We start from the raw sequence: 24,963 nt of genomic DNA on the forward strand, positions 1-24,963 counted from the left end.
TTAAGTCATTTGCTTAAAATTGTGGTATAATCGTTCAGTTAGAAAATAAATTTGAAATAAATAGAGGAAATCATGACAAAATTAAGAGAAGATATCCGTAATATCGCGATTATCGCACACGTCGACCACGGTAAAACAACCCTCGTTGACGAATTATTAAAACAATCTGAAACTCTTGATGCGCGTACAGAATTAGCTGAACGTGCAATGGACTCAAACGATATTGAAAAAGAGCGTGGAATTACCATCCTTGCGAAGAATACAGCAGTTGCCTACAACGGAACTCGTATCAATATCATGGACACACCAGGACACGCGGACTTCGGTGGAGAAGTTGAACGTATCATGAAAATGGTTGACGGTGTAGTCTTGGTAGTGGATTCTTACGAAGGTACTATGCCTCAAACTCGTTTCGTATTGAAAAAAGCATTGGAACAAGACCTTGTCCCAATCGTTGTTATCAATAAAATTGACAAACCATCAGCTCGTCCAGCAGAAGTAGTGGATGAAGTTTTGGAACTCTTCATCGAACTTGGTGCAGATGATGATCAGCTTGACTTCCCAGTAGTCTATGCTTCAGCAATCAACGGAACATCTTCATTGTCAGATGATCCAGCCGACCAAGAAAAGACTATGGCGCCAATCTTTGATACCATTATTGACCACATTCCAGCTCCAATCGATAACTCAGATGAGCCCCTTCAATTCCAAGTGTCACTCTTGGACTACAATGATTTCGTTGGTCGTATCGGTATCGGACGTGTCTTCCGTGGTACAGTTAAGGTTGGGGACCAAGTTACCCTTTCTAAATTGGATGGTACAACCAAGAATTTCCGTGTTACAAAACTCTTTGGTTTCTTTGGTTTGGAACGTCGTGAAATCCAAGAAGCTAAGGCTGGTGACTTGATTGCCGTATCAGGTATGGAAGACATCTTCGTTGGGGAAACAATCACTCCAACAGATGCAGTTGAAGCTCTTCCAGTTCTTCACATCGATGAGCCAACCCTTCAAATGACCTTCTTGGTTAACAACTCACCATTTGCTGGTCGTGAAGGTAAATGGGTGACTTCTCGTAAGGTTGAAGAACGTTTGCAAGCAGAATTGCAAACAGACGTATCTCTTCGTGTAGAACCAACAGACTCACCAGATAAATGGACAGTTTCAGGACGTGGGGAATTGCACTTGTCAATCCTCATCGAGACTATGCGTCGTGAAGGTTATGAGCTTCAAGTATCTCGTCCAGAAGTTATCGTCAAAGAAATCGATGGTGTGAAGTGTGAGCCATTTGAGCGCGTGCAAATCGACACACCAGAAGAATACCAAGGATCTGTTATCCAAAGCCTTTCTGAACGTAAGGGTGAAATGTTGGATATGATTGCAACTGGTAATGGTCAAACTCGTTTGGTCTTCCTAGTTCCTGCGCGTGGTTTGATTGGATACTCAACTGAGTTCTTGTCAATGACTCGTGGTTACGGGATCATGAACCATACCTTCGATCAATACTTGCCATTGATTCCAGGGGAAATTGGTGGACGTCACCGTGGTGCCCTCGTTTCAATCGATGCTGGTAAGGCTACAACCTACTCTATCATGTCTATCGAAGAACGTGGTACTATCTTTGTCAACCCAGGTACCGAGGTTTACGAAGGCATGATCATCGGTGAAAACTCTCGTGAAAATGACTTGACTGTTAATATCACCAAAGCAAAACAAATGACTAACGTTCGTTCCGCTACTAAGGACCAAACAGCGGTTATCAAAACTCCTCGTATCTTGACACTTGAAGAATCACTTGAGTTCTTGAACGACGATGAGTACATGGAAGTAACTCCTGAATCGATTCGTTTGCGTAAACAAATCCTTAACAAGGCAGAGCGTGAGAAAGCAAACAAAAAGAAAAAATCAGCTGAGTAAGAGCTAGAAAGAGATAAAGATGGTCTATTTAATCATAGGGATACTCTTATTACTACTCTATGTATTTGCGACACCTCAAAGTATCAAGGGGACGGTCAATGTTGTAATATTAGTCTTTGGACTTGTTGCCCTCGTAATCTTGTTGCTCTTGTCTGCCCTACAGATTTTCCAACTTCCAGCAGAAATCTTTATTACATTGGGAATGCTGGCTCTTACTTACTTTAGTTTGAGAGACATCAGTCTCATGTCGATTCGAAAGAAGCGCGAAAATTAAATCTATTCATAACAAAAAACTTCTATCAGCAACTCAGTTGCCGATAGAAGTTTTTATTTGTTACTGTTTTTGTCAGAATAACGGTTGTAGAAATCTACTTTTATCTGGATAAAATGTTCTAATTCACGAAAGAGTTGTAGAAGCGTAGCCCGTGTCTCAAACTCTTCTCTAGTTTTAGGGAGAGATCGATTGCGAAACACCTCTAGGTAGCTCTCGATATCATTCAATAAGTCGTAGGCTGGATTGGTTTGACTCAGTTGGCTAGCTGTTTTTGAAAAGAGCTGAGCGACAATCAAACTCTCACTAGCGGCTAGTTGGCATGTGTTAATCTGTTGAGCCATATTTCTTAAGATACGCGTTTGTCTTTGCCGCATCTCAAAGTAGTGGATATGATAATCTGTCTGGTGAAAGAGATGGTCAGAGTGATCGAGGTAAACTAGCTTAAGAGCATCCTCAAGCAGTTGATCAAGTTCATTTACAAGTTGAGCCTGATTACGGCCATCTCCTCTTTTCAGATAGTAAGAAAGCCGTAGAAGAACATCTCTGAGTTTTTCTTCAACAAGCGTATGATAATGTTGAATTTCTTTTTCACGTGAAGGCATGTAGAGATTGACCAGAAGTGCAAATCCAGTACCGATTAGGAAGAGTAAGAGCTCATTCAGTAAAAGTGCTGGTGTTGTTGATTGTTGGATTAAGAGATGGCTGACCAGAACGCTACTAGGAGTGATTCCAATTTCCCAACCCAGTTTATAGGCTAGAGGAACATAGATTGCTAAGTAAAGTCCAAAGCTCCAGATATGATAACCAGTTAGTTGAAAGGCAATAACACCAACTAAGAGAGCTAGAAGAGTTGAAAAAAGACGATTGCGGGCTAGCTTGATCGTGCTTCTTCGAGTATCAGAAAGACTCAAGATAGCAATGATACCAGCTGAAACAGCTGATGACAAATCAAAAAAGTAGGCTAGTAAACAAGCAAAACAAGTTGCTAGGACTAGTTTAAGAGTGCGTTGTGTGATAGACATAGAATACTTCCTTGGGATAGGTGATTGAAAGTTTCAGTGGTAGGTAGGAGACGATGAGTTATTTCAATAGACTCATTGAGTAACTAATTGCTTCTTTTTGTAGTGGTTTGATTATAGTATAAATATGCTTTGAAATCAAGTCTATGTATGTTTGATAGGCCTGGAATAAATACTTATGAAGCCAGACACAACTTCGTTTTGTGGTATAATAATTAGAAAGGAGTTTTACATGCAAGAATTTTTTAAAAGTTATTTTAATAAGCTAGATTTAACAACGGTATTTGAGAATCTTTTAACGAAAGTGATTTCTCTTTTAATTTTATTTGTGCTATTTTACATAGCTAAACAGCTTCTCCATGCAGCTGTCAAGAAAATTGTCAAACCTTCACTTAAGTATTCAAATCGTGATGCAGGACGACAAAAGACAATCTCGCGTTTATTAGAAAATATTTTTAATTACACCCTTTATTTCTTTTTAGTTTACTGCATTTTGTCTATCCTAGGACTTCCTGTATCCAGTTTACTAGCTGGTGCTGGGATTGCCGGAGTTGCAATTGGTATGGGGGCGCAGGGCTTCTTATCAGATGTTATCAATGGCTTCTTTATCCTCTTTGAACGCCAGTTGGATGTAGGAGATGAAGTTGTTTTGACAAATGGTCCCATTACTGTATCGGGAAAAGTAGTTAGTGTCGGCATTCGAACCACTCAACTAAGAGGTGAAGACCAGGCTCTCCACTTTGTTCCCAACCGTAATATTACCGTGGTTAGCAATTTTTCAAGAGACGAGTTGAACTGAAATTTTACTTGATTTATGGTACAATAGAGGGAGTTTGACAGAGGAGAAATGATGTTTTTAGATGAGCAATTAGGAAATGGTTGTGTTTGGATCAATCTAGATGTAGAAAAAATTAAAAATCTTGAAGATTTATCTGAAATCTACGGATTGGATAAGGAAACCATCGAATATGCGCTGGATAAAAATGAACGTGCCCACATGGATTATAACCGTGAGAATGGGACTGTGACCTTTATCTACAATGTTCTGGACTTAGAAAAGGACAAGGATTACTATGAAGCGATTCCCATGACCTTTATCGTTGAAAACAAACGAATGATTACCATCAGCAACCATAAGAATGCTTATGTCATTGATCAGATGTTAGCTTATCTGGATAGCCATGAGTCGCTTTCTATTTACAAATTTCTTTTTGCTAGTCTAGAAATTATTAGTAACGCTTATTATCCTGTCATTGAAGAGATGGATAAAAGTAAGGACGAAATTAGTGCCTTGCTACGTCAAACTACAACAAAGAAAAATCTCTTCGCCCTCTCTGACTTGGAGACTGGTATGGTTTACTTGACAGCAGCGGCAAAACAAAATCGACTCCTCTTGGAACATATCCAGGGCCATGCTCTTTATCGGAGATTTAATGATGTCGAACGAGAGCAGTTTGATGATGCGATGATTGAAGCCCATCAGTTGGTGTCTATGACAGACTTGATTTCTCAAGTCTTGCAACAACTCTCAGCTTCTTACAACAACATCCTAAACAATAACCTGAATGATAGTTTGACAATTTTGACTATTATCTCCGTCTTACTAGCAGTACTTGCGGTTATTACAGGTTTCTTCGGAATGAATGTTCCTCTACCATTTACAGAAGAGCCAAATGCTTGGATTTATATCTTGGTGACTAGCTTGATTTTATGGGCGGCATTATCTCAATGGCTGAAGAAAATTACTAGAAAATAAAAGAAAAGGAGCCAAAATGGTAATTGAAAACTACATGCCAGACTTTGCTGTAGAAGCAGTTTATGATTTGACAGTCCAAAGCCTGAAAAACCAAGGGATCAAAGCTGTTTTGGTGGATTTGGACAACACTCTGATTGCTTGGAATAACCCTGATGGGACTTCAGAGATGAAGCAATGGTTACATGACCTTCGTGATGCAGGTATTCGTATCATCGTGGTGTCCAATAACTCTAAAAAACGAGTTCAACGTGCAGTTGAAAAATTTGGGATTGACTATGTTTATTGGGCTTTGAAGCCCTTTACTTTCGGGATTGACCGCGCCATGAAGGAATTTCACTATGAGAAAAACGAAGTGGTTATGGTTGGAGATCAGCTCATGACGGACATTCGAGCGGCTCACCGTGCAGGTATTCGTTCGATTTTGGTCAAACCTTTGGTCCAACATGACTCTATCAAAACACAGATTAACAGAGCTCGTGAGCGCCGTGTCATGAAACAAATCACTGAAAAGTACGGGCCTATCACATATAAAAAAGGAATCTAACTATGGAAGAAATTCTCTGTATTGGTTGTGGAGCAACCATTCAGACGACAGATAAGACTGGTCTAGGCTTTACGCCTCAGTCAGCACTCGAAAAAGGTTTGGAGACTGGTGAAGTTTATTGCCAACGTTGTTTTCGTCTTCGTCATTACAATGAAATCACAGATGTCCAGTTGACGGATGATGATTTCCTAAAACTCTTGCACGAGGTGGGAGACAGTGATGCCTTAGTAGTGAACGTCATCGATATCTTTGACTTTAATGGCTCTGTTATCCCAGGATTGCCTCGTTTTGTATCAGGTAATGATGTGCTCTTGGTTGGAAATAAAAAAGACATCCTCCCTAAGTCAGTTAAACCAGGCAAGATTAGTCAATGGCTTATGGAACGTGCCCATGAGGAGGGTCTTCGTCCAGTCGATGTCGTCCTGACTTCAGCCCAAAACAAGCATGCTATCAAGGAAGTCATTGATAAAATTGAGCACTATCGTAAGGGTCGTGACGTCTATGTAGTTGGGGTTACCAATGTTGGGAAATCAACTCTTATCAATGCTATTATCCAGGAAATTACGGGTGACCAGAACGTCATCACAACCTCACGTTTCCCAGGGACAACCTTGGATAAGATTGAAATTCCGCTCGATGATGGTTCTTATATCTATGATACACCGGGAATTATCCATCGTCATCAGATGGCCCACTACTTGACGGCTAAAAATCTCAAGTATGTCAGTCCTAAAAAGGAAATCAAACCTAAAACCTATCAGCTCAATCCTGAGCAAACTCTCTTTTTAGGAGGTTTGGGACGCTTTGACTTCATTGCAGGAGAAAAGCAAGGTTTCACAGCTTTCTTTGATAATGAACTCAAACTTCATCGTACCAAGCTTGAAGGAGCGAGTGACTTTTACGATAAGCACCTTGGAACCCTCCTTACACCACCAAATAACAAGGAAAAAGAAGATTTTCCAAAACTGGTCCAACATGTCTTTACTATCAAGGATAAGACAGACCTCGTTATCTCAGGACTAGGCTGGATTCGTGTAACAGGAACTGCCAAAGTAGCCGTCTGGGCCCCAGAAGGCGTCGCAGTTGTCACACGAAAAGCAATTATTTAAACACAGAAAGGAAAGGGTTGTCTTTATAAAGGCGAGCACTGCGAGCCCCTAGAAGATACTTTTCGCCGTGGTGTTAGTTGGTACAAGTGATTGTACCAACTGAGGAAAATTTGAGACCTTAGGCTCAAATTTTAGTCATGAAAGTCCAGAGGACTTTGCTGACGTCCGTCACCACTTCAGAAAAGTATAAAAAGAAACTCTTTTAAATGAATTATGTCATTAACATCAAAACAACGTGCCTTCCTCAACAGCCAGGCACATACCCTTAAACCCATTATCCAAATCGGGAAAAATGGTCTCAACGACCAAATCAAAACCAGCGTTCGTCAGGCACTTGATGCCCGCGAATTAATCAAGGTTACTCTCTTGCAAAACACAGATGAAAACATCCACGAAGTAGCTGAAATCTTGGAAGAAGAAATCGGTGTGGATACAGTCCAAAAAATCGGCCGTATCTTGATTTTATATAAGCAATCAAGCAAGAAAGAAAATCGTAAGATTTCTAAAAAAGTTAAAGAAATTTAAAAATATACTCCAAAAAACTGTTTTTACAGAAGACTAAAGGAGATTAGCCTATGGCAATCGAATTATTAACTCCCTTTACAAAAGTGGAGTTAGAGCCAGAAATCAAGGATAAAAAACGCAAGCAAGTTGGAATCTTAGGGGGAAATTTTAACCCTGTTCACAATGCCCACCTGATCGTGGCGGACCAAGTACGTCAGCAGTTGGGATTGGATCAAGTACTGCTTATGCCTGAATACCAACCACCTCACGTAGACAAAAAGGAAACCATTCCTGAACACCACCGTCTCAAAATGCTTGAATTGGCTATTGACGGAATCGAAGGTTTAGCTATTGAGACCATTGAACTAGAGCGCAAGGGCATTTCCTACACCTACGACACCATGAAGATTTTGACAGAGAAGAATCCAGATACAGATTATTACTTTATCATCGGTGCCGATATGGTAGACTATCTGCCTAAGTGGTACAGAATTGATGAATTGGTCGACCTCGTTCAGTTTGTAGGAGTTCAGCGACCACGATACAAGGCTGGGACTTCTTATCCAGTCATCTGGGTGGATGTGCCTCTCATGGATATTTCATCTAGTATGGTGCGTGATTTTATTGCCCAAGGTCGCACACCTAACTTTCTCTTGCCAAAACCAGTGCTAGACTATATTGAGAAAGAAGGGCTTTACTGATGGCATACCAAGACTATATCAACTGTTCGCGTGAAGAATTGTTGGAAAAAATGGCAGAGCTCCTACCTGAAAAACGTCTAACCCATTGTCTGGGTGTAGAGCGTGCAGCCATAGAATTGGCTCAGCGCTTTGGTGTGGATGTTGAGAAAGCTGGTTTGGCAGGTCTCCTTCATGACTATGCTAAAAAGCTATCAGATCAAGAATTTTTAGACTTGATAGATCGTTATCAACTTGACTCTGATCTTAAAAACTGGGGCAATAATGTCTGGCATGGCATGGTCGGCATTTACAAGATTCAGGAAGATTTAGATTTGAAAGATCCTGAAATTTTGCGTGCAATTGAAATCCATACAGTCGGAGCTGGTCAGATGACCGACCTAGACAAAGTCATCTACGTCGCAGACTACATCGAGCATAATCGTGCCTTTCCAGGGGTGGACCAGGCGCGTGAGATTGCAAGTTTGTCGCTTAATAAGGCAGTAGCTTATGAAACAGCTCGCACTGTGGAACATTTGGCTCGCCAGGGATTGCCTATCTATCCCCAAACCCTTGAAACCTATAACGCCTATGTGCACTATTTGAAAGAGGACTAAATGAACGAAAAAGAATTACTAGAACTAGTCGTGAAAGCGGCTGATGAGAAACGTGCTGAGGATATCCTCGCACTTGACGTACAAGAATTGACCAGTGTGACAGATTACTTTGTCATCACGAGCTCAATGAATAGCCGTCAGTTGGATGCTATCGCTGACAATATCCGTGAAAAAGTAGCTGAAGCTGGCTTTAAAGGTAGCCATGTTGAAGGCGATGCAGCTGGAGGCTGGGTCCTATTAGACCTCGGTGGTGTAGTAGTGCATATCTTCTCAGAAGAAATGCGTGCCCACTATAACCTCGAAAAATTATGGCATGAAGCGAATTCTGTAGATATTTCAGAAGCCTTGGCATAAGAGATGAACTCAGTTGCAGTCAACTGGGTTTTCTTTGCTTATTTTAGAAGAAAATGGATAGAAAGGTGAGGGCGAGTGGTATTTGCCAGGGACGCTCTTTGTAACTTAATTATGCCTACTTATGAAACTTTTGCGGCTGTTTACGATGCAGTCATGGATGATAGTTTATACGATAAATGGACGGATTTTTCCCTCCGTCATTTACCAAAGACTAAGGAGAGAAAGAAACTCTTGGAGCTGGCTTGTGGGACAGGGATCCAATCTGTGCGCTTTTCTCAGGCAGGTTTTGATGTAACTGGACTGGACTTGAGCGCGGATATGTTAAAGATTGCTGAGAAGAGAGCGGCATCAGCCAAGCAAAAGATTGATTTTATGGAAGGCAATATGCTGGATTTGTCCAAGGCGGGTAAATATGATTTTGTCACATGTTACTCGGACTCAATCTGCTACATGCAGGATGAGGTGGAAGTCGGGGACGTCTTTAAAGAAGTCTATAACGCTCTCAATGAGGACGGGGTCTTCATCTTTGATGTGCATTCGACCTACCAGACAGATGAGGTCTTTCCTGGCTATTCCTATCATGAAAATGCAGAAGACTTTGCTATGCTTTGGGATACCTACGAGGACGATGCTCCTCACTCCATCGTGCATGAGTTGACCTTTTTTATCAAGGAAGCGGATGGTTTCTTTAGTCGCCACGATGAAGTGCATGAGGAGCGTACATACGAAATCTTGACCTATGATATTTTGCTAGAACAGGCTGGTTTCAAGTCCTTCAAACTCTACGCAGACTTTGAAGACAAGGAACCAACAGAAACTAGCACCCGTTGGTTTTTCGTCGCGCAGAAGTAGGAGAATATCATGACCATTACAGGTATTATCGCAGAGTTCAATCCTTTTCATAATGGCCATAAATACCTGCTAGAACAGGCGGATGGGCTGAAAATCGTTGCCATGTCTGGGAATTTCATGCAGCGTGGAGAGCCTGCTATCGTGGACAAGTGGACAAGGGCTCAAATGGCACTAGAGAATGGAGCAGACTTGGTAGTAGAATTGCCATTTTTAGTCAGTGTTCAGGCAGCGGATTCCTTTGGACAAGGAGCAGTAGACATCTTGGCTCATTTGGGGATTGATAGCCTAGCTTTTGGGACAGAGGAAGTTCTGGATTACCAGAAAATTGCTAACTTATATGCAGAGCGTGGTCAAGAGATGGAGAATTTTGTGGACAATCTACCTGATTTACTCTCCTACCCTCAGAAAACCCAAGCCATGTGGAAGGAATTTGCAGGTCTTGATTTTTCGGGTGATACGCCCAATCATGTCTTAGCTCTTGCCTACGCCAAGGCAGTTGCTGGGAGAGATATCAAACTTCATCCAATCAAGCGTCAGGGAGCTGGATACCATTCTGTGGCCAAGGATGTGGACTTTGCTTCGGCGACAGCCATCCGTCAGCATCAATCAGACCAAGATTTCTTAGAACGCTTTATGCCAACTATTGAGCTGTTTGAAAATGCTAGTAAGGTGAGTTGGGAAGATTATTTTCAACTTTTACGCTATCAAATCTTATCAAATCCAGACCTAACCGCCATCTATCAGGTCAATCAAGAAATGGCGGTGCGGATCAAGGATGCTATAAAGACAGCTCAGTCTGTGGAAGAATTAGTCGAGATAGTGGCTACCAAACGCTACACCAAGGCGCGTGTGCGACGTCTCTTGACCTATATCTTGGTGCAGGCTAGAGAAAGTGACTTGCCAGAAGGTATTCACGTCCTTGGTTTTACCGAAAAAGGCAGACAACACCTTAAAACTCTCAAGGAGCAGGTCAATCTCGTCAGCCGAATCGGTAAAGAACCCTGGGATGCCATAACACAAAAGGCAGACCAAATTTATCAACTGGGACACCCTAGTATAGCAGAACAAAATTTTGGTCGAGTGCCAATCAGAATTGAAACAAACTAAGTCTACTTTGAGGTGGACTTTTTTCTTATTTTTTGCAAAAAAATTCTTTTAAAAAATAGTTAGGTTTAAGAAGCTTATTTTACTAAGGAAAATGAAGATAATGCTCCTAAAAATAACTATAACAACTTCCATTTAAGGTTTGTTAAAAATATTTTTTTGTGGTAAAATGTATAAGAATGTATGTCATTCAGATAAACAAATAAATTGAGGTAAAAACATGGAAATTATGACAATTGTTATAGTTGTTTTTGCCGTCATCATTGGTTTAGTCATTGGATATGTCAGCATCTCAGTCAAGATGAAATCATCACAAGAGGCTGCAGAGTTGATGCTTTTAAATGCTGAACAAGAAGCAACTAATTTACGAGGACAAGCTGAGCGCGAAGCGGATTTATTACTAAATGAAGCCAAGAGCGAAAGCAAATCCCTTAAAAAAGAAGCACTATTGGAGGCTAAAGAGGAAGCCAGAAAATACCGCGAAGAAGTGGACGCTGAATTTAAGTCGGAGCGTCAAGAACTCAAGCAAATCGAAAGTCGTTTGACGGAGAGAGCTACGAGCCTTGACCGTAAAGACGATAATTTGACGAACAAAGAAAAAACACTTGAACAAAAAGAACAAAGTATTTCTGATAGAGCAAAAAACCTTGATGCACGTGAAGAGCAACTAGAGGAAATTGAAAAGCAAAAGCAAGCAGAACTTGAGCGTGTCGGAAGTCTGACTCAGTCAGAGGCAAAAGATATTATCTTAGCCCAGACAGAAGAAGACTTGACCAAGGAAATTGCTAGCCGCATTCGTGAGGCGGAGCAAGAAGTCAAGGAACGTTCAGATAAGCTTGCTAAGGATATCTTGTCCCAAGCGATGCAGAGAATTGCTGGTGAGTATGTAGCTGAGTCTACCAACTCTACAGTTCATCTGCCTGATGATACCATGAAAGGTCGTATCATTGGTCGTGAAGGGCGAAACATCCGTACTTTTGAAAGTTTGACAGGGGTTGATGTCATCATTGATGATACGCCAGAAGTGGTAACCTTGTCAGGTTTTGATCCTATCCGCCGTGAGATTGCCCGTATGACGATGGAAACCTTGCTTAAGGATGGACGAATTCACCCAGCTCGTATCGAAGAGTTGGTTGAGAAAAACCGTCAAGAAATTGATAACAGAATTCGTGAATATGGTGAAGCTGCAGCCTATGAAATCGGTGCACCAAACCTTCACCCAGACTTGATGAAGATCATGGGTCGCTTACAGTTCCGTACTTCATACGGACAAAATGTCTTGCGACACTCAATCGAAGTGGCTAAGTTAGCTGGTATCATGGCTAGCGAACTTGGTGAAAATGCAGCTCTTGCCCGCCGTGCAGGATTCCTTCACGATATTGGTAAAGCCATTGACCGAGAAGTAGAAGGTAGCCACGTTGAGATTGGTACTGAATTAGCTCGCAAGTACAAAGAGCATCCAGTTGTGATTAACACGATTGCTAGTCACCACGGAGATGTAGAGCCTGAAAGTGTGATTGCAGTTCTCGTTGCTGCAGCGGATGCCTTAAGTGCAGCCCGCCCAGGAGCTCGTAGCGAATCGCTTGAAAGCTACATCAAACGTCTCCATGATTTAGAAGAAATCGCTAATAGCTTTGAAGGAGTTCAAAATAGCTTTGCCCTTCAAGCAGGTCGTGAAATCCGAATCATGGTAAATCCAGGTCAAATCAAGGACGATAAGGTCACAATCTTAGCTCACAAAGTTCGTGAGAAAATCGAAAGCAACCTCGATTACCCAGGAAATATCAAGGTAACCGTGATTCGTGAACTTCGTGCAGTTGATTACGCAAAATAAATAAGAAAGAGCAGTTGAAAAATTACTGCTTTTTTGTTACACTAGATAGAAAGATTGTAGTAAGCAGAAATGCCTTCACAAAGAGAATTCTGAATGAATTTCCAAGGCATTTCACAAACTATCCAAAGGAGACATCATGGCAGACCGTGGCTTACTAATCGTTTTTTCAGGTCCTTCAGGAGTTGGAAAAGGAACGGTTAGACGAGAAATTTTTGAGAGTTCTGAAAACCAATTCCAATATTCTGTATCTATGACAACACGGGCTCAACGTCCAGGTGAAGTAGACGGAGTTGACTATTTCTTCCGTACGCGTGAAGAATTTGAAGAATTGATCCGTCAAGGACAGATGTTAGAGTATGCAGAGTATGTAGGTAACTACTACGGAACTCCTCTGACCTATGTCAATGAAACCCTTGATAAGGGGATTGACGTCTTCCTTGAAATTGAAGTGCAGGGAGCTCTTCAGGTCAAGAAAAAAGTTCCAGATGCGGTCTTTATCTTTTTGACACCACCAGATTTGGAAGAATTGCAAGATCGTCTCGTAGGCCGTGGTACCGATAGTGCAGAAGTGATCGCCCAGCGTATCGAAAAAGCCAAAGAAGAAATTGCTTTGATGCGTGAGTACGACTATGCTATTGTCAATGATCATGTTCCTCTTGCCGCAGAACGTGTCAAACGTGTGATTGAAGCAGAACATTTCCGCGTCGATCGTGTCATCGGTCACTACCAGGATATGCTACCAAAGTCTCCGACTATTCGATAAACTATAGAAAACAGGTACAAACAAATGATGCTTAAACCCTCTATTGATACCTTGCTTGACAAGGTACCATCAAAATATTCACTCGTCATCTTGGAAGCAAAACGTGCTCACGAATTAGAAGCTGGAGCAACTCCAACACAAGAATTCAAATCTGAAAAATCTACACTTCGTGCCTTGGAAGAAATTGAATCAGGGAATGTAACCATCCACCCAGATCCAGAAGGGAAACGCGAAGCTGTTCGTCGTCGTATCGAAGAAGAAAGACGATTGAGAGAAGAAGAAGAAAAGAAAATCAAAGAGCAAATCGCGAAAGAAAAAGAAGAAGGTGAAAAAATTTAAGGTTGGGGGGACTCAATCTTATTTTTTCTATTGCAAGAATACTCAATCAATTGAAACGATTTAAGAAGAGAAGGAGGTGAGGATATGGCTATTGCGAAAATCATTGTGGATGTTCCCTTGATGCAGACGGACCAACCATACAGTTACAAGGTCCCTGAGGAATTTGTAGACATGCTGGAAGTTGGTATGCGGGTTCATGTGCCTTTTGGGAAGGCTAATCGCTTGATTCAAGGGATTGTTCTTGGAATAGAACAAGAATCTGATATAGATGTGGCAGATGAGAACTTGAAAGAAATTGCTGAGGTGCTGGACTTTTCTCCTGTCTTAACGGAGGAACAACTCTGGCTGGCCGAAGAACTACGTAAGTCAGTTTTTTCATACAAGATTTCTATTCTAAAAGCTATGCTTCCAGGATTTTTGAATTCTAGCTATGATAAAATCCTCTATCCTCTAGAAGGCTTGAGTCAAGAAGACAGACATCGTTTGTTTGGTTCTCAGGAGTCTCTAGCATTTTCATCTCTCGACCTAGAAAAGCAAGCTGAGATGATGCGCTTGACCCGAAAAGGGCTCTTGAAACTAGAGTATCAGGCTGTAGACCAGAAAAAGGTTAAAACGCAGTCTTGGGTTGAAGTGAATCCTGACAAATTAGAAAAACTAGAAATCTCAAACCGTGCCAAGAAGAAATTGGAACTGCGAGATTATTTATTAGCACATCCTGAAAGTACTCCTTTAGCTACTTTATTAGAATATTACTCACGGGAACAAGTCAATTTCTTTGTGGAACATGGTGCTATCACCATCGTGCAAAAGGAAGTCCAACGTTCAGCGGCTTATTTTGAAGGCATTGAGGCTAGCCGATCCTTAGAGTTAAACCCAGAGCAAAAAGAAGCCTGTGAGGCGGTTGTTGGAGCGATTGGGAAGCAACACCCTCCCTTTCTCCTTCAAGGAATCACAGGAAGTGGGAAAACCGAGGTTTACCTGCAGATTATCCAAGGTGCCTTGGATATGGGGAAAACAGCGATTGTTCTTGTACCAGAGATCTCTCTGACACCTCAAATGACTGAGCGCTTTATTGCTCGTTTTGGCGATAAAGTAGCCATTCTCCACTCAGGCTTGTCCAATGGTGAAAAGTATGATGAGTGGCGCAAGGTGGAGCGTGGAGATGCTCAGGTAGTTGTTGGGGCTCGCTCAGCTATTTTTGCACCTTTGAAAAATCTAGGCGTTATTATTATCGATGAAGAGCACGAGGCTAGCTATAAGCAAGATAGCAATCCTCGATACCATGCTAGGGATGTGGCTCTTTTACGAGCTCAGTACAATCAAGCTGCCCTAGTTCTTGGTTCTGCAACACCAAGTCTAGAAAGCCGTGCGCGTGCTGGTAAGGGTGTTTATCAACATCTACGTCTAACTCAACGGGCCAATCCTTTAGCAAGCATTCCTGAAGTTCAACTCATTGACTTTCGTGATTACATCGGGCAGAATGAAACATCAAACTTTACACCACCACTGATTGAGGCAATTCAAGATCGACTGGATAAAAAAGAGCAGGTTGTTCTCATGCTCAATCGTCGTGGTTATTCTAGCTTTGTCATGTGCCGGGAATGTGGGACCGTTGACACCTGTCCAAACTGTGATATTTCCTTGACGCTACACATGGATACCAAAACCATGAACTGCCATTATTGTGGTTTTACGAAGGAAATTCCTCATGTCTGTCCAAACTGTCAGAGTCGTAGCATTCGCTATTATGGAACGGGGACACAGAAGGCTTATGATGAGCTAGCGGAACTCTTTCCAGAGGCACGCATTCTACGCATGGATGTGGATACAACTCGTAAAAAGGGCAGTCACCAAGCTTTACTTGAGCAGTTTGGTAAAGGGGAGGCAGATATTTTACTGGGGACACAGATGATTGCCAAGGGCTTGGATTTTCCAAATGTAACCTTGGTTGGTGTTCTCAATGCGGATACAGCCTTGAATCTACCTGACTTCCGTTCTTCTGAGAGGACTTTCCAACTCTTGACCCAGGTAGCAGGTCGCGCCGGTCGTGCTGAAAAGGCAGGTCAGGTCTTGATTCAGTCCTATAATCCTCAGCATTATGCCATTCGATTTGCCAAGGATCAGGACTACGAAGGTTTCTATGCCTATGAAATGGGCATTAGACGTCAGTTGGGTTATCCACCTTATTATTTTACTATTGGAATCACCTTATCTCATAAAAAAGAAGAAGAGGTTCTTAGACGTGCTTATCAAGTCATGGAGATTTTGCGGTCAGGTTTATCGGATGCTAGTGTAATTCTAGGTCCGACGCCAAAACCTATCGCTCGTACTCATAACCTCTACCACTACCAAATTTTGATTAAATACCGTTTAGAAGATGAGTTGGCTTCTACCCTTAATCAGGTCTTAGCCCTAACTCAAGAACGTGAAAATAGCGAACTTCGTCTCAGTATTGACAACGAACCGCAACAATTTTTATAGAAGGAGAAAAGATGACAAAACTAATCTTTATGGGAACTCCCAATTTTTCAGCAACTGTTTTAAAGGGACTTTTGTCAGATGACCGCTACGAGATTGTAGCGGTTGTAACTCAGCCAGATCGTGCTGTCGGCCGTAAAAAAGTTATCCAGGAAACCCCAGTGAAACAAGCTGCCAAAGAGGCAGGCCTACCTATCTACCAACCAGAAAAATTATCAGGTAGTCCAGAAATGGAAGCTATCATGAATTTGGGAGCTGACGGGATTGTGACTGCAGCTTTTGGACAATTTCTCCCAAGTAAACTCCTTGATAGCATGGATTTTGCAGTCAACGTTCATGCCTCCCTTCTTCCAAAGCACCGTGGTGGAGCTCCTATCCATTATGCCTTGATTCAAGGTGATGAGGAGGCAGGAGTAACCATTATGGAAATGGTCAAGGAAATGGATGCAGGGGACATGATTTCTCGTCGCAGTATTCCCATTACTGATGAGGACAATGTTGGAACTTTGTTTGAAAAATTGGCCATTGTTGGGCGTGATTTGCTTTTGGATACTCTACCTGATTATATAGCTGGTGAAATTCAGCCTCAACCGCAAGATCCAAACCAAGTAACTTTCTCACCAAATATTAAACCAGAGGAAGAAAAATTGGACTGGAACAAGACCAACCGTCAACTTTTCAACCAAATCCGTGGGATGAATCCATGGCCAGTTGCTCATACCTTCCTCAAGGGAGAACGCTTCAAAATCTATGAAGCTTTGCCTGTAGAAGGTCAGGGGAATCCGGGTGAGATACTCTCCATCGGTAAGAAAGAATTGATTGTCGCAACGGCAGAAGGAGCTCTATCTCTCAAACAGGTTCAACCAGCAGGAAAACCTAAAATGGACATTGCTTCCTTCCTCAACGGTGTTGGACGAAGTTTGGCTGTAGGAGAACGATTTGGTGACTAAAGTAGAAACGGCTAGAAACTTAGCCTTAAAGGTGCTAGAGGATGTCTTCGCCAATCAAGCCTACTCCAATATCGCCTTAAATAAACACCTCAAGGGAAGTCAACTGTCAGTAACTGACAAAGGTTTGGTGACAGAGCTTGTTTATGGAACCGTAGCTCGTAAACTGACTTTAGAATGGTATTTGTCTCACTTTATTGAAGATAGAGACAAGCTAGACAGCTGGCTCTATGTTTTGCTTCTCATGAGCGTCTATCAACTCCAATACTTGGATAAGCTTCCCGATCATGCAGTGGTCAATGAAGCGGTAGAAATTGCAAAACTTCGTAAAAAGGGTAGTGAAAAATTGGTTAATGCAGTTCTTCGCCGTATCTTGCGAGAAGGTTTGCCAGATATTGCTAGTATCAAACGTAAGAACAAGCGTGATTCTATCGCCTACTCCTTGCCAGTGTGGTTAGTTTCTAAGCTTAAGGAAGAGTATGGAGAAGAGCGAGCGCAAGCGATTTTTGAAAGTCTTTTGCAACGCAATAAAGCCAGTATCCGTGTGACAGATTTGAGCCGAAAAGAGGAAATTAAAGCTCTGCTTGATGCAAGTGATTCTGCTTTATCAGCTTCTGGTCTGGTTAAAGAGCAGGGGCATTTTGCGGGTCATGACTTGTTTGCTGAAGGGGCTATTACTATCCAGGATGAGTCTAGTCAACTGGTTGCTCCAACTCTTGATTTACAAGGAGAGGAGCAGGTTTTGGATGCTTGTGCAGCTCCAGGTGGGAAAACAGCCCATATGGCCTCTTATCTCACGACAGGTCAGGTAACAGCTCTGGATCTCTACGACCACAAACTCACTTTGATTCAAGAGAATGCAGAGCGCCTAGGCGTAGCAGACCGTGTTCAAACACAAAAATTGGATGCCCGAAAGGTTCACGAGTTTTTTGGCAAGGATCAATTTGATAAGATTCTTGTTGATGCCCCTTGCTCAGGGATTGGTCTATTGCGTCGGAAACCAGATATCAAATACAACAAAGACACTGCTGATTTCGCGTCATTACAGGAAATTCAGTTGGAAATATTAGGTAGTGTTTGTCAAACGCTACGTAAAGGTGGTATAATAACTTATAGTACCTGCACTATTGTCTCTGAGGAGAACTTTCAAGTGGTTCAAGCATTTTTAGAAAGTCATCCAGAGTTCGAGCAGGTTAAACTAGAACACGAATGCAAGGATATCCTAAAAGATGGCTGCATCCTCATTACTCCTGAATTGTACGGAAGTGATGGATTCTTTATTAGCCAATTTCGTAAGATATCCAATTAGGAAGGAACTGACACAATGGAGATTTCATTATTAACAGATGTGGGTCAGAAACGTACAAATAATCAAGACTATGTCAATCTTTTTGTCAACCGTGCCGGTCGTACGATGATTATCTTGGCTGATGGGATGGGAGGACATCGAGCGGGTAATATTGCCAGTGAGATGGCAGTTACGGACTTAGGTGTTGCCTGGGTAGATACTCATATTGATACCGTGAATGAAGTTCGTGAATGGTTTGCAGAACACCTAGAAATTGAAAATCAAAAGATTTATCAATTGGGGCGTGATGAAGCATATAAAGGAATGGGTACAACTCTAGAAGCCCTTGCAATCATTGATAACCAAGCCATCTATGCTCATATTGGTGATTCTCGTATCGGCTTGGTTCGTGGAGAAGAGTACCACCAATTAACGAGTGATCATTCATTAGTCAATGAGTTGCTCAAGGCAGGTCAATTAACACCTGAAGAAGCTGAAGCGCATCCACAAAAAAATATCATTACCCAGTCTATTGGACAAAAAGATGAGATTCAACCTGATTTAGGAATTGTAAGCTTGGAACCTGGTGACTATATCGTTATGAACAGTGATGGTCTCACGAATATGATTTCAGGAAGTGAAATCTATGACATCGTGACAAGTGATATTTCACTTGAAGACAAGGCGGCAACCTTAGTACGTTTTGCAAACAATGCCGGAGGGCTTGATAACATTACTGTTGCCTTGATTGCGATTGAGGAGGAATCAAAATGATCCAGATCGGCAAGATATTTGCCGGACGATATCGGATTATCAAACAAATTGGCCGTGGTGGGATGGCAGATGTCTACCTGGCCAAAGATTTGATTCTGGATGGGGAAGAGGTAGCGGTGAAGGTCCTGAGGACCAACTACCAAACGGATCCAATCGCTGTTGCACGTTTTCAGCGCGAAGCGCGTGCGATGGCAGACCTAGATCATCCTCATATCGTTCGAATTACAGATATCGGTGAAGAAGACGGTCAACAATATCTAGCTATGGAATATGTAGCTGGGCTTGACCTCAAACGTTATATCAAAGAACACCACCCTCTATCAAACGAGGAAGCTGTTCGTATCATGGGTCAAATTCTCTTGGCTATGCGTTTGGCGCATGCAAAGGGGATTATTCACCGTGATTTAAAACCTCAAAATATACTCTTGACTCCTGATGGAACTGCAAAAGTTACTGACTTTGGGATTGCAGTGGCCTTTGCAGAAACCAGTTTGACACAGACCAACTCCATGTTGGGTTCTGTTCACTATCTATCACCTGAGCAGGCGCGTGGTTCTAAGGCGACCATACAGAGTGACATTTATGCAATGGGAATTATCTTTTTCGAAATGTTGACAGGTCATATTCCTTATGATGGAGATAGTGCTGTGACCATTGCACTTCAGCATTTCCAAAAACCACTTCCTTCTGTCATTGCAGAAAACCCATCAGTACCACAATCCTTGGAAAACGTTGTTATAAAAGCGACAGCTAAAAAGTTGACAGACCGTTATCAAACTGTCTCAGAGATGTATGTTGACTTATTGAGCAGTCTTTCTTATAACCGTCGAAATGAACCAAAGCTGGTATTTGAAGATACAAGTAAAGTTGACACAAAAACCTTACCGAAAATTTCACAATCTACTTTAACAGCGATTCCTAAAGTGCAACCAAAGGAAGAAAGTCCTCAGAGCCAAAAGCCGACTCAAAAGGCAACTAGTAAAGAAACTGTTGCAAAACCAGTCAAGAAGCGTCGTTTTAAAGCGAGGTATTTAGTGCTTTTGGCTAGCTTTATACTTGTTTTGGCTTCTCTCTTTTGGATAGTATCCAAAACACCAGCAACTGTTGAAATTCCAAATGTTGCAGGACAAACTGTAGCAGAAGCTAAGGAAAAACTTAAAAAAGCTAATTTTGAAATTGGCGAGGAAAAGTCTGAAGCTAGTGATACGGTAGAAGAAGGCCGAGTGATTCGAACGGATCCAGATGCTGGTTCGTCTCGTAAAGAAGGTATTAAAGTCAATCTCATTATCTCTTCAGGTCAGCAATCATTTAAGATTGGAAATTATATTGGACGCAATTCTACAGACGTCATTGCAGAGTTGAAAGGGAAAAAAGTTCCTGAAAATCTCATCAAGGTTGTAGAAGAAGAATCAAGTGAAACAGAGGCAGGACTTGTTATGAGACAGAGTCTGCCAGAAGGAACCACTTATGATCTTAGTAAGGCGACAGAGATTACCTTGACAGTAGCCAAGAAGGTAACTAGCGTTCCTATGCCAAGTTATATTGGATCAAGCCTTGAATTTACCAAGAATAACTTGATTCAGATAGTCGGTGTTAAAGAGGCGAATATTGAAGTAGTAGAGGTTTCTACAGCACCAGAAGGGACTGTTGAGGATACTGTGGTTAGTCAAAGTCCAAAACCAGGTGAAGGTGTAGATTTGAATACAACTCGTATCAAAATTTCTATCTACAAACCGAAAACTACAACAACGACAACAAATCCTTCACAAGGAAATCCATATCGTGGAGAGACATCACCACAGATTAGAGAACCTCAAACTACGACAGCACCGTCATCTCCGTCATCGAATAATCAGTCGGAGAACCATAATGGTGATAACTAATCAATCTTTGTCACAGTTTTTGTGACAAAGTTTTTTTTCCTTAAAATTTATGATAAAATAAAAGGAGTTTAAAAAGGAGGGGAAGATGGACGAATCAAAAAAACTGAATGCAGTCATTGATGTCATTATGTTAGCAGGAACAATTCTGCTTCGAAATGGATCTGAAATCTATCGTGTCGAAGACACCATGATTCGAATTGCTCATTCACAAGGCATCATGGATTGTAATGTTTTGGCCATGCCTGCAGCTATTTTTTTCTCCATTGAAAATACAAATATCTCTCGAATGAAACGAGTAACCTCCTCTGCTTATAATATTGAGAAGGTGTGTGATGTCAACCAGATTTCACGGCAGCTTGTATCAGGGCAGCTTGATTTGGAGACAGCCTTTATTCAACTTAAGCAATTAAATGCTAAGCCCTCACCATATACCAATGTTCAGCTAACTGCTGCAGCGACCCTTAGTGCTCCCTTCTTCTCTATCATGTTCGGGGGGAATGTCTACGATGCCATTGGTGCAGGAGTGGCAACCATATTTGCTTTCACCTGTTCTCTTTACGTAGAAAAATTTATCCGTATTCCCTTTATGACAGCTTTTGCAGGTGCTCTTGTTTTTGGTTTGATTGCACAATTTTGGGCGCGCTATTCTGGCTTTCCTTCTACAGCTGATTTGGTCATTGCAGGTGCGGTCATGCCTTTTGTACCGGGAATTGCCCTGACCAATGCTGTTCGAGATATTATGACCAATCACATTAACTCTGGTATGAGCAAGATGTTTGAATCCTTGCTGGTTACCCTTGCCTTAGGGGCAGGCACCTCTGTCGCCCTCTTACTCATGAACTAATATGACTCTAACAACATTTTTATTGCAGGCTTTAGCTAGTCTGCTAGCTATTATCACTTTTTTAATCGTTTTAAACGTCCAACGTTCTATGCTCATTCCTGGTGGAGTTTTGGGAATGTCAATCTGGCTGCTCTATCTAATACTCAAGGAGCCAACTAATGTTATTTTGGCGACCTTTATTGCCGCTGTAATTGGTTCTTGTATCAGCCAGATTATGAGTATTCTCTACAAAACACCAGCCGTTGTGTTTGCTTTGGCCATCTTGGCTCCGCTGGTACCAGGTTATCTCTCTTATCGAACGACTTCATTTTTTGTGACAGGCGACTATAGAAACGCCATTGCCAGTGCAATGTTGGTGATGATGTTGGCCCTTGTTATCTCTATAGGAATGGCAAGTGGGACAGTTGTACTGAAGTTGTATCACTATCTCAAAAAGAATCGAGCTAGCTAAGTCTCGATTTTTTCGTGGGTAGAGTGGCTGAAAAAATAGGAGTACGACGATAGAAATGAACTTGATTTGGGGAATCAAGTCTTTTTTTGCTCATTTGACCTCAATTGTGATAAAATAGAGGTGAACGAATTTTTACAATGAATGATAAAAATAGAGGTAAATATGACAATCGGTATTGATAAGATTGGTTTTGCGACCAGTCAATACGTTTTGAAATTACAAGATTTAGCAGAAGCTCGAGGAACTGATCCTGAAAAATTGAGTAAAGGACTCCTTTTAAAAGAATTGAGTATTGCTCCTTTAACAGAGGATATTGTTACCTTGGCTGCCAGTGCAGGAAATTCTATCTTGACTGAAGAAGAGAAGCAAGAGATTGATATGGTTATCGTAGCGACAGAATCTGGAGTCGATCAAAGTAAGGCGGCTGCGGTTTTTGTACACGGTTTGCTTGGAATTCAATCTTTTGCTCGTAGTTTTGAAATCAAAGAAGCTTGCTATGGTGCGACTGCGGCCCTTCACTATGCTAAGTTACACGTAGAAAATTCTCCTAAATCAAAAGTTTTGGTACTTGCTAGTGATATTGCAAAATATGGTGTCGAAACTCCTGGGGAACCAACTCAAGGAGCAGGTTGTGTTGCCATGTTGATTAGTCAAAATCCACGTGTTATGGTCTTCAACAACGATAACGTTGCGCAGACTCGTGATATCATGGACTTTTGGCGTCCAAATTATTCAACGACCCCATTTGTAAATGGAGTCTACTCAACACAGCAGTATTTGGATAGCTTAAAAACGACTTGGGAAGAGTACCAAAAGCGTTATGATTGCGACTTGAATGATTTTGAAGCTATTTGTTTCCATTTGCCATATCCAAAGCTAGCTCTCAAGGGATTGAAAAAAATTCTTGATAAATCTCTACTTCAAGAGAAAAAGGATTTACTTCAAAAACACTTTGATGAGTCCATTATTTACAGCCAAAAGGTTGGGAATATCTATACAGGTTCACTCTTTTTAGGACTCTTGTCTCTTCTTGAAAACTCTGATAGTCTCAAAGCAGGGGACAAGCTAGCTCTCTATAGCTACGGAAGCGGTGCTGTATCTGAGTTCTTCAGTGTGGAATTGGTTGAAGGCTATGAACAGCAATTGCATAAAAATCGCTTAGAATTGCTAGACCAGCGTCAAGCATTGAGCGTAGCTGATTATGAACGAATCTTCTTTGAGGAAGCAAACTTGGATGAGTCAGGTTCTGCAACCATGTCAGGCTATGAAGGACAGGACTATGCTCTAGTTGAGATTGTAGAACACCAACGTCGCTACAGCAAGGTTGAAAAATAATGAAAAAAAATTGGAATGGATTTGCTAAAAAATCAATTCAAGAGCGCCTTGAGTTCGTTAAGTCTCAGGCGCTTACTTCTATGGAAGCCCAAGAAAGTCTTGAGCAAAATGAAAATCTTAGTCTAGCAGTTGCGGACCAACTGAGTGAAAATGTAGTGGGGACTTTCTCACTACCCTACTCAGTAGTGCCAGAAGTACTGGTAAATGGTCAAGAGTACACCGTTCCTTATGTGACCGAAGAGCCATCTGTCGTTGCTGCGGCTAGTTTTGCTAGTAAGATTATCAAACGTGCGGGTGGTTTTACTGCTCAGGTTCATCAACGCCAAATGATTGGTCAGGTAGCTCTTTATCAGGTTCCAGATAGGGATAAAGCATATCAGGCTATTTTGAGTCAGAAAGCAGAGCTACTTGAACAAGCAAACCAAGCCTATCCATCTATTGTCAAACGTGGTGGTGGAGCCAGAGATCTAACAGTTGAGAAAATTTCTGGTGAGGCTGACTTTTTAGTGGTTTATCTCCATGTGGATACTCAGGAAGCCATGGGAGCTAATATGCTCAATACCATGCTTGAAGCTTTAAAACCTAGCTTAGAGGCTCTAAGTCAAGGGCAAAGTTTAATGGGAATCTTATCCAACTATGCAACGGATTCTCTAGTAACTGCAACTTGTCGGATCGCCTTTCGTTATTTGAGTCGCCAGAAGGATGAAGCGCGTGAACTAGCAGAAAAAATGGTTTTAGCCAGCCAGTTTGCTCAAGCAGATCCTTATCGAGCAGCTACTCACAATAAGGGAATTTTTAATGGAATCGATGCTCTCTTGATTGCGACAGGAAATGATTGGCGTGCCATCGAAGCAGGAGCGCATGCCTATGCCAGTCATGATGGTGCTTATCGAGGTCTCAGTCATTGGATGATGGATTTGGAAACAGAAGAGTTAATAGGAGAGCTGACTATGCCGATGCCAGTTGCTACCAAGGGTGGATCAATTGGTCTTAATCCTCGTGTAGTTCTCAGCCATGAGTTGCTAGGTCATCCATCAGCTAAGGAATTGGCTCAAATTATCGTGTCAATTGGTCTTGCACAAAACTTTGCAGCTCTTAAAGCTCTTGTCAGCACAGGAATTCAGCATGGACACATGAAACTTCAAGCGAAGTCACTGGCCCTCCTTGCAGGAGCCACAGAGGCTGAAGTGCCTAAGTTGGTAGAAAGCTTGATTGCTGAAAAAACTTTTAATTTAGAAAAAGCCCAAACACTTTTGAAAAAATTTAGATAATAAGAAAAAACTCAGACTGATTCAGTCCGAGT

Annotated in this window: 25 protein-coding genes; 24 read left to right on the forward strand and 1 reads right to left on the reverse strand. The window is 41.8% G+C overall.

Annotation, left to right across the window (positions count from 1 at the left end):
* Positions 1-72 precede the first annotated feature (72 nt).
* Positions 73-1,914: a translational GTPase TypA gene (gene typA / locus ACWPUA_RS00260; RefSeq protein ID WP_006152753.1), complete on the forward strand. Its 1,842-nt coding sequence runs from the start codon at positions 73-75 to the stop codon at positions 1,912-1,914.
* A gap of 19 nt (positions 1,915-1,933) precedes the next feature.
* Complete coding sequence (locus ACWPUA_RS00265) at positions 1,934-2,188, forward strand: DUF3165 family protein (RefSeq protein WP_004251425.1); 255 nt, start codon at positions 1,934-1,936, stop codon at positions 2,186-2,188.
* Between the two features lie 53 nt (positions 2,189-2,241).
* Here ACWPUA_RS00265 and ACWPUA_RS00270 read toward each other — a convergent pair whose 3' ends face one another.
* A complete protein-coding gene (locus ACWPUA_RS00270; protein ID WP_006152696.1) occupies positions 2,242-3,210 on the reverse strand; it encodes an aromatic acid exporter family protein in 969 nt (322 codons plus the stop codon).
* A gap of 229 nt (positions 3,211-3,439) precedes the next feature.
* Here ACWPUA_RS00270 and ACWPUA_RS00275 point away from each other — a divergent pair, with 229 nt between their 5' ends.
* From ACWPUA_RS00275 to ACWPUA_RS00380, 22 genes are all read left to right on the forward strand, one after another.
* The gene (locus tag ACWPUA_RS00275) at positions 3,440-4,006 is read left to right on the forward strand and encodes a mechanosensitive ion channel family protein (protein ID WP_006152683.1); all 567 of its coding nucleotides are present in this window, start codon (positions 3,440-3,442) and stop codon (positions 4,004-4,006) included.
* A 51-nt stretch (positions 4,007-4,057) separates the two neighbouring features.
* A complete protein-coding gene (locus ACWPUA_RS00280) occupies positions 4,058-4,963 on the forward strand; it encodes a magnesium transporter CorA family protein (RefSeq protein WP_454378828.1) in 906 nt (301 codons plus the stop codon).
* Positions 4,964-4,979: 16 nt separating this feature from the next.
* A complete protein-coding gene (locus ACWPUA_RS00285; RefSeq protein ID WP_016465499.1) occupies positions 4,980-5,507 on the forward strand; it encodes a YqeG family HAD IIIA-type phosphatase in 528 nt (175 codons plus the stop codon).
* A gap of 2 nt (positions 5,508-5,509) precedes the next feature.
* Positions 5,510-6,616, forward strand: a complete 1,107-nt coding sequence (gene yqeH, locus ACWPUA_RS00290) for a ribosome biogenesis GTPase YqeH (protein ID WP_454378445.1) — start codon at positions 5,510-5,512, stop codon at positions 6,614-6,616.
* A gap of 213 nt (positions 6,617-6,829) precedes the next feature.
* Positions 6,830-7,141, forward strand: a complete 312-nt coding sequence (yhbY, locus tag ACWPUA_RS00295) for a ribosome assembly RNA-binding protein YhbY (RefSeq protein ID WP_000060171.1) — start codon at positions 6,830-6,832, stop codon at positions 7,139-7,141.
* A gap of 50 nt (positions 7,142-7,191) precedes the next feature.
* On the forward strand, positions 7,192-7,821 hold the full coding sequence (locus ACWPUA_RS00300; RefSeq protein WP_036759262.1) for a nicotinate-nucleotide adenylyltransferase: 630 nt from the start codon (positions 7,192-7,194) through the stop codon (positions 7,819-7,821).
* The gene (gene yqeK / locus ACWPUA_RS00305) at positions 7,821-8,414 is read left to right on the forward strand and encodes a bis(5'-nucleosyl)-tetraphosphatase (symmetrical) YqeK (protein WP_454378448.1); all 594 of its coding nucleotides are present in this window, start codon (positions 7,821-7,823) and stop codon (positions 8,412-8,414) included. Before ACWPUA_RS00300 ends, yqeK begins: the two co-directional genes overlap by 1 nt.
* Positions 8,415-8,768 (forward strand): ribosome silencing factor, encoded by a 354-nt coding sequence (gene rsfS, locus ACWPUA_RS00310; RefSeq protein ID WP_454378450.1) that lies wholly within the window; start codon positions 8,415-8,417, stop codon positions 8,766-8,768.
* A gap of 111 nt (positions 8,769-8,879) precedes the next feature.
* Positions 8,880-9,620 (forward strand): class I SAM-dependent DNA methyltransferase, encoded by a 741-nt coding sequence (locus tag ACWPUA_RS00315; RefSeq protein ID WP_454378452.1) that lies wholly within the window; start codon positions 8,880-8,882, stop codon positions 9,618-9,620.
* A gap of 9 nt (positions 9,621-9,629) precedes the next feature.
* Positions 9,630-10,727 (forward strand): nucleotidyltransferase, encoded by a 1,098-nt coding sequence (locus tag ACWPUA_RS00320; RefSeq protein ID WP_454378454.1) that lies wholly within the window; start codon positions 9,630-9,632, stop codon positions 10,725-10,727.
* 217 nt (positions 10,728-10,944) lie between these two features.
* Complete coding sequence (locus ACWPUA_RS00325) at positions 10,945-12,558, forward strand: ribonuclease Y (RefSeq protein ID WP_004251393.1); 1,614 nt, start codon at positions 10,945-10,947, stop codon at positions 12,556-12,558.
* A 136-nt stretch (positions 12,559-12,694) separates the two neighbouring features.
* On the forward strand, positions 12,695-13,321 hold the full coding sequence (gmk, locus tag ACWPUA_RS00330) for a guanylate kinase (RefSeq protein WP_000775049.1): 627 nt from the start codon (positions 12,695-12,697) through the stop codon (positions 13,319-13,321).
* Between the two features lie 24 nt (positions 13,322-13,345).
* Positions 13,346-13,660: a DNA-directed RNA polymerase subunit omega gene (gene rpoZ, locus ACWPUA_RS00335; protein WP_004251389.1), complete on the forward strand. Its 315-nt coding sequence runs from the start codon at positions 13,346-13,348 to the stop codon at positions 13,658-13,660.
* An 84-nt stretch (positions 13,661-13,744) separates the two neighbouring features.
* Positions 13,745-16,141: a primosomal protein N' gene (locus ACWPUA_RS00340; protein WP_454378457.1), complete on the forward strand. Its 2,397-nt coding sequence runs from the start codon at positions 13,745-13,747 to the stop codon at positions 16,139-16,141.
* Positions 16,142-16,152: 11 nt separating this feature from the next.
* Positions 16,153-17,088: a methionyl-tRNA formyltransferase gene (gene fmt, locus ACWPUA_RS00345; RefSeq protein WP_414277518.1), complete on the forward strand. Its 936-nt coding sequence runs from the start codon at positions 16,153-16,155 to the stop codon at positions 17,086-17,088.
* Complete coding sequence (rsmB, locus tag ACWPUA_RS00350; RefSeq protein ID WP_454378459.1) at positions 17,081-18,394, forward strand: 16S rRNA (cytosine(967)-C(5))-methyltransferase RsmB; 1,314 nt, start codon at positions 17,081-17,083, stop codon at positions 18,392-18,394. Before fmt ends, rsmB begins: the two co-directional genes overlap by 8 nt.
* Before the next feature lie 15 nt (positions 18,395-18,409).
* Entirely contained in the window at positions 18,410-19,147 is a 738-nt protein-coding gene (locus ACWPUA_RS00355) for a Stp1/IreP family PP2C-type Ser/Thr phosphatase (RefSeq protein ID WP_414287591.1), read from the forward strand.
* Complete coding sequence (gene pknB / locus ACWPUA_RS00360) at positions 19,144-21,030, forward strand: Stk1 family PASTA domain-containing Ser/Thr kinase (protein ID WP_006152747.1); 1,887 nt, start codon at positions 19,144-19,146, stop codon at positions 21,028-21,030. Before ACWPUA_RS00355 ends, pknB begins: the two co-directional genes overlap by 4 nt.
* Positions 21,031-21,115: 85 nt before the next feature.
* Positions 21,116-21,874 (forward strand): threonine/serine exporter family protein, encoded by a 759-nt coding sequence (locus ACWPUA_RS00365; RefSeq protein ID WP_036759238.1) that lies wholly within the window; start codon positions 21,116-21,118, stop codon positions 21,872-21,874.
* Between the two features lies 1 nt (position 21,875).
* Positions 21,876-22,325, forward strand: coding sequence for a threonine/serine exporter family protein (locus tag ACWPUA_RS00370; protein WP_006148936.1), 450 nt, complete (start codon positions 21,876-21,878; stop codon positions 22,323-22,325).
* Between the two features lie 162 nt (positions 22,326-22,487).
* On the forward strand, positions 22,488-23,660 hold the full coding sequence (locus ACWPUA_RS00375) for a hydroxymethylglutaryl-CoA synthase (RefSeq protein WP_454378462.1): 1,173 nt from the start codon (positions 22,488-22,490) through the stop codon (positions 23,658-23,660).
* On the forward strand, positions 23,660-24,931 hold the full coding sequence (locus ACWPUA_RS00380; protein WP_454378464.1) for a hydroxymethylglutaryl-CoA reductase, degradative: 1,272 nt from the start codon (positions 23,660-23,662) through the stop codon (positions 24,929-24,931). The genes ACWPUA_RS00375 and ACWPUA_RS00380 overlap by 1 nt, the downstream gene beginning before the upstream one ends.
* The last annotated feature ends 32 nt before the right edge of the window (positions 24,932-24,963 follow it).

This window comes from Streptococcus sp. Marseille-Q6504 (assembly GCF_965111625.1).

Excerpts from the sequence above, each read along its gene's own strand:
- ACWPUA_RS00300 (WP_036759262.1), top strand. The coding sequence starts at position 7,192 with ATGGCAATCGAATTATTAACTCCCTTTACAAAAGTGGAGTTAGAGCCA.
- ACWPUA_RS00315 (WP_454378452.1), top strand. The coding sequence starts at position 8,880 with ATGCCTACTTATGAAACTTTTGCGGCTGTTTACGATGCAGTCATGGAT.
- yhbY (WP_000060171.1), top strand. The coding sequence starts at position 6,830 with ATGTCATTAACATCAAAACAACGTGCCTTCCTCAACAGCCAGGCACAT.
- fmt (WP_414277518.1), top strand. The coding sequence starts at position 16,153 with ATGACAAAACTAATCTTTATGGGAACTCCCAATTTTTCAGCAACTGTT.
- ACWPUA_RS00375 (WP_454378462.1), top strand. The coding sequence starts at position 22,488 with ATGACAATCGGTATTGATAAGATTGGTTTTGCGACCAGTCAATACGTT.
- rpoZ (WP_004251389.1), top strand. The coding sequence starts at position 13,346 with ATGATGCTTAAACCCTCTATTGATACCTTGCTTGACAAGGTACCATCA.
- ACWPUA_RS00265 (WP_004251425.1), top strand. The coding sequence starts at position 1,934 with ATGGTCTATTTAATCATAGGGATACTCTTATTACTACTCTATGTATTT.
- ACWPUA_RS00325 (WP_004251393.1), top strand. The coding sequence starts at position 10,945 with ATGGAAATTATGACAATTGTTATAGTTGTTTTTGCCGTCATCATTGGT.
- yqeK (WP_454378448.1), top strand. The coding sequence starts at position 7,821 with ATGGCATACCAAGACTATATCAACTGTTCGCGTGAAGAATTGTTGGAA.
- rsfS (WP_454378450.1), top strand. The coding sequence starts at position 8,415 with ATGAACGAAAAAGAATTACTAGAACTAGTCGTGAAAGCGGCTGATGAG.
- ACWPUA_RS00355 (WP_414287591.1), top strand. The coding sequence starts at position 18,410 with ATGGAGATTTCATTATTAACAGATGTGGGTCAGAAACGTACAAATAAT.
- ACWPUA_RS00320 (WP_454378454.1), top strand. The coding sequence starts at position 9,630 with ATGACCATTACAGGTATTATCGCAGAGTTCAATCCTTTTCATAATGGC.
- ACWPUA_RS00280 (WP_454378828.1), top strand. The coding sequence starts at position 4,058 with ATGTTTTTAGATGAGCAATTAGGAAATGGTTGTGTTTGGATCAATCTA.
- typA (WP_006152753.1), top strand. The coding sequence starts at position 73 with ATGACAAAATTAAGAGAAGATATCCGTAATATCGCGATTATCGCACAC.
- ACWPUA_RS00380 (WP_454378464.1), top strand. The coding sequence starts at position 23,660 with ATGAAAAAAAATTGGAATGGATTTGCTAAAAAATCAATTCAAGAGCGC.
- ACWPUA_RS00340 (WP_454378457.1), top strand. The coding sequence starts at position 13,745 with ATGGCTATTGCGAAAATCATTGTGGATGTTCCCTTGATGCAGACGGAC.
- ACWPUA_RS00275 (WP_006152683.1), top strand. The coding sequence starts at position 3,440 with ATGCAAGAATTTTTTAAAAGTTATTTTAATAAGCTAGATTTAACAACG.
- yqeH (WP_454378445.1), top strand. The coding sequence starts at position 5,510 with ATGGAAGAAATTCTCTGTATTGGTTGTGGAGCAACCATTCAGACGACA.
- gmk (WP_000775049.1), top strand. The coding sequence starts at position 12,695 with ATGGCAGACCGTGGCTTACTAATCGTTTTTTCAGGTCCTTCAGGAGTT.
- ACWPUA_RS00270 (WP_006152696.1), bottom strand. The coding sequence starts at position 3,210 with ATGTCTATCACACAACGCACTCTTAAACTAGTCCTAGCAACTTGTTTT.
- pknB (WP_006152747.1), top strand. The coding sequence starts at position 19,144 with ATGATCCAGATCGGCAAGATATTTGCCGGACGATATCGGATTATCAAA.
- ACWPUA_RS00365 (WP_036759238.1), top strand. The coding sequence starts at position 21,116 with ATGGACGAATCAAAAAAACTGAATGCAGTCATTGATGTCATTATGTTA.
- ACWPUA_RS00370 (WP_006148936.1), top strand. The coding sequence starts at position 21,876 with ATGACTCTAACAACATTTTTATTGCAGGCTTTAGCTAGTCTGCTAGCT.
- ACWPUA_RS00285 (WP_016465499.1), top strand. The coding sequence starts at position 4,980 with ATGGTAATTGAAAACTACATGCCAGACTTTGCTGTAGAAGCAGTTTAT.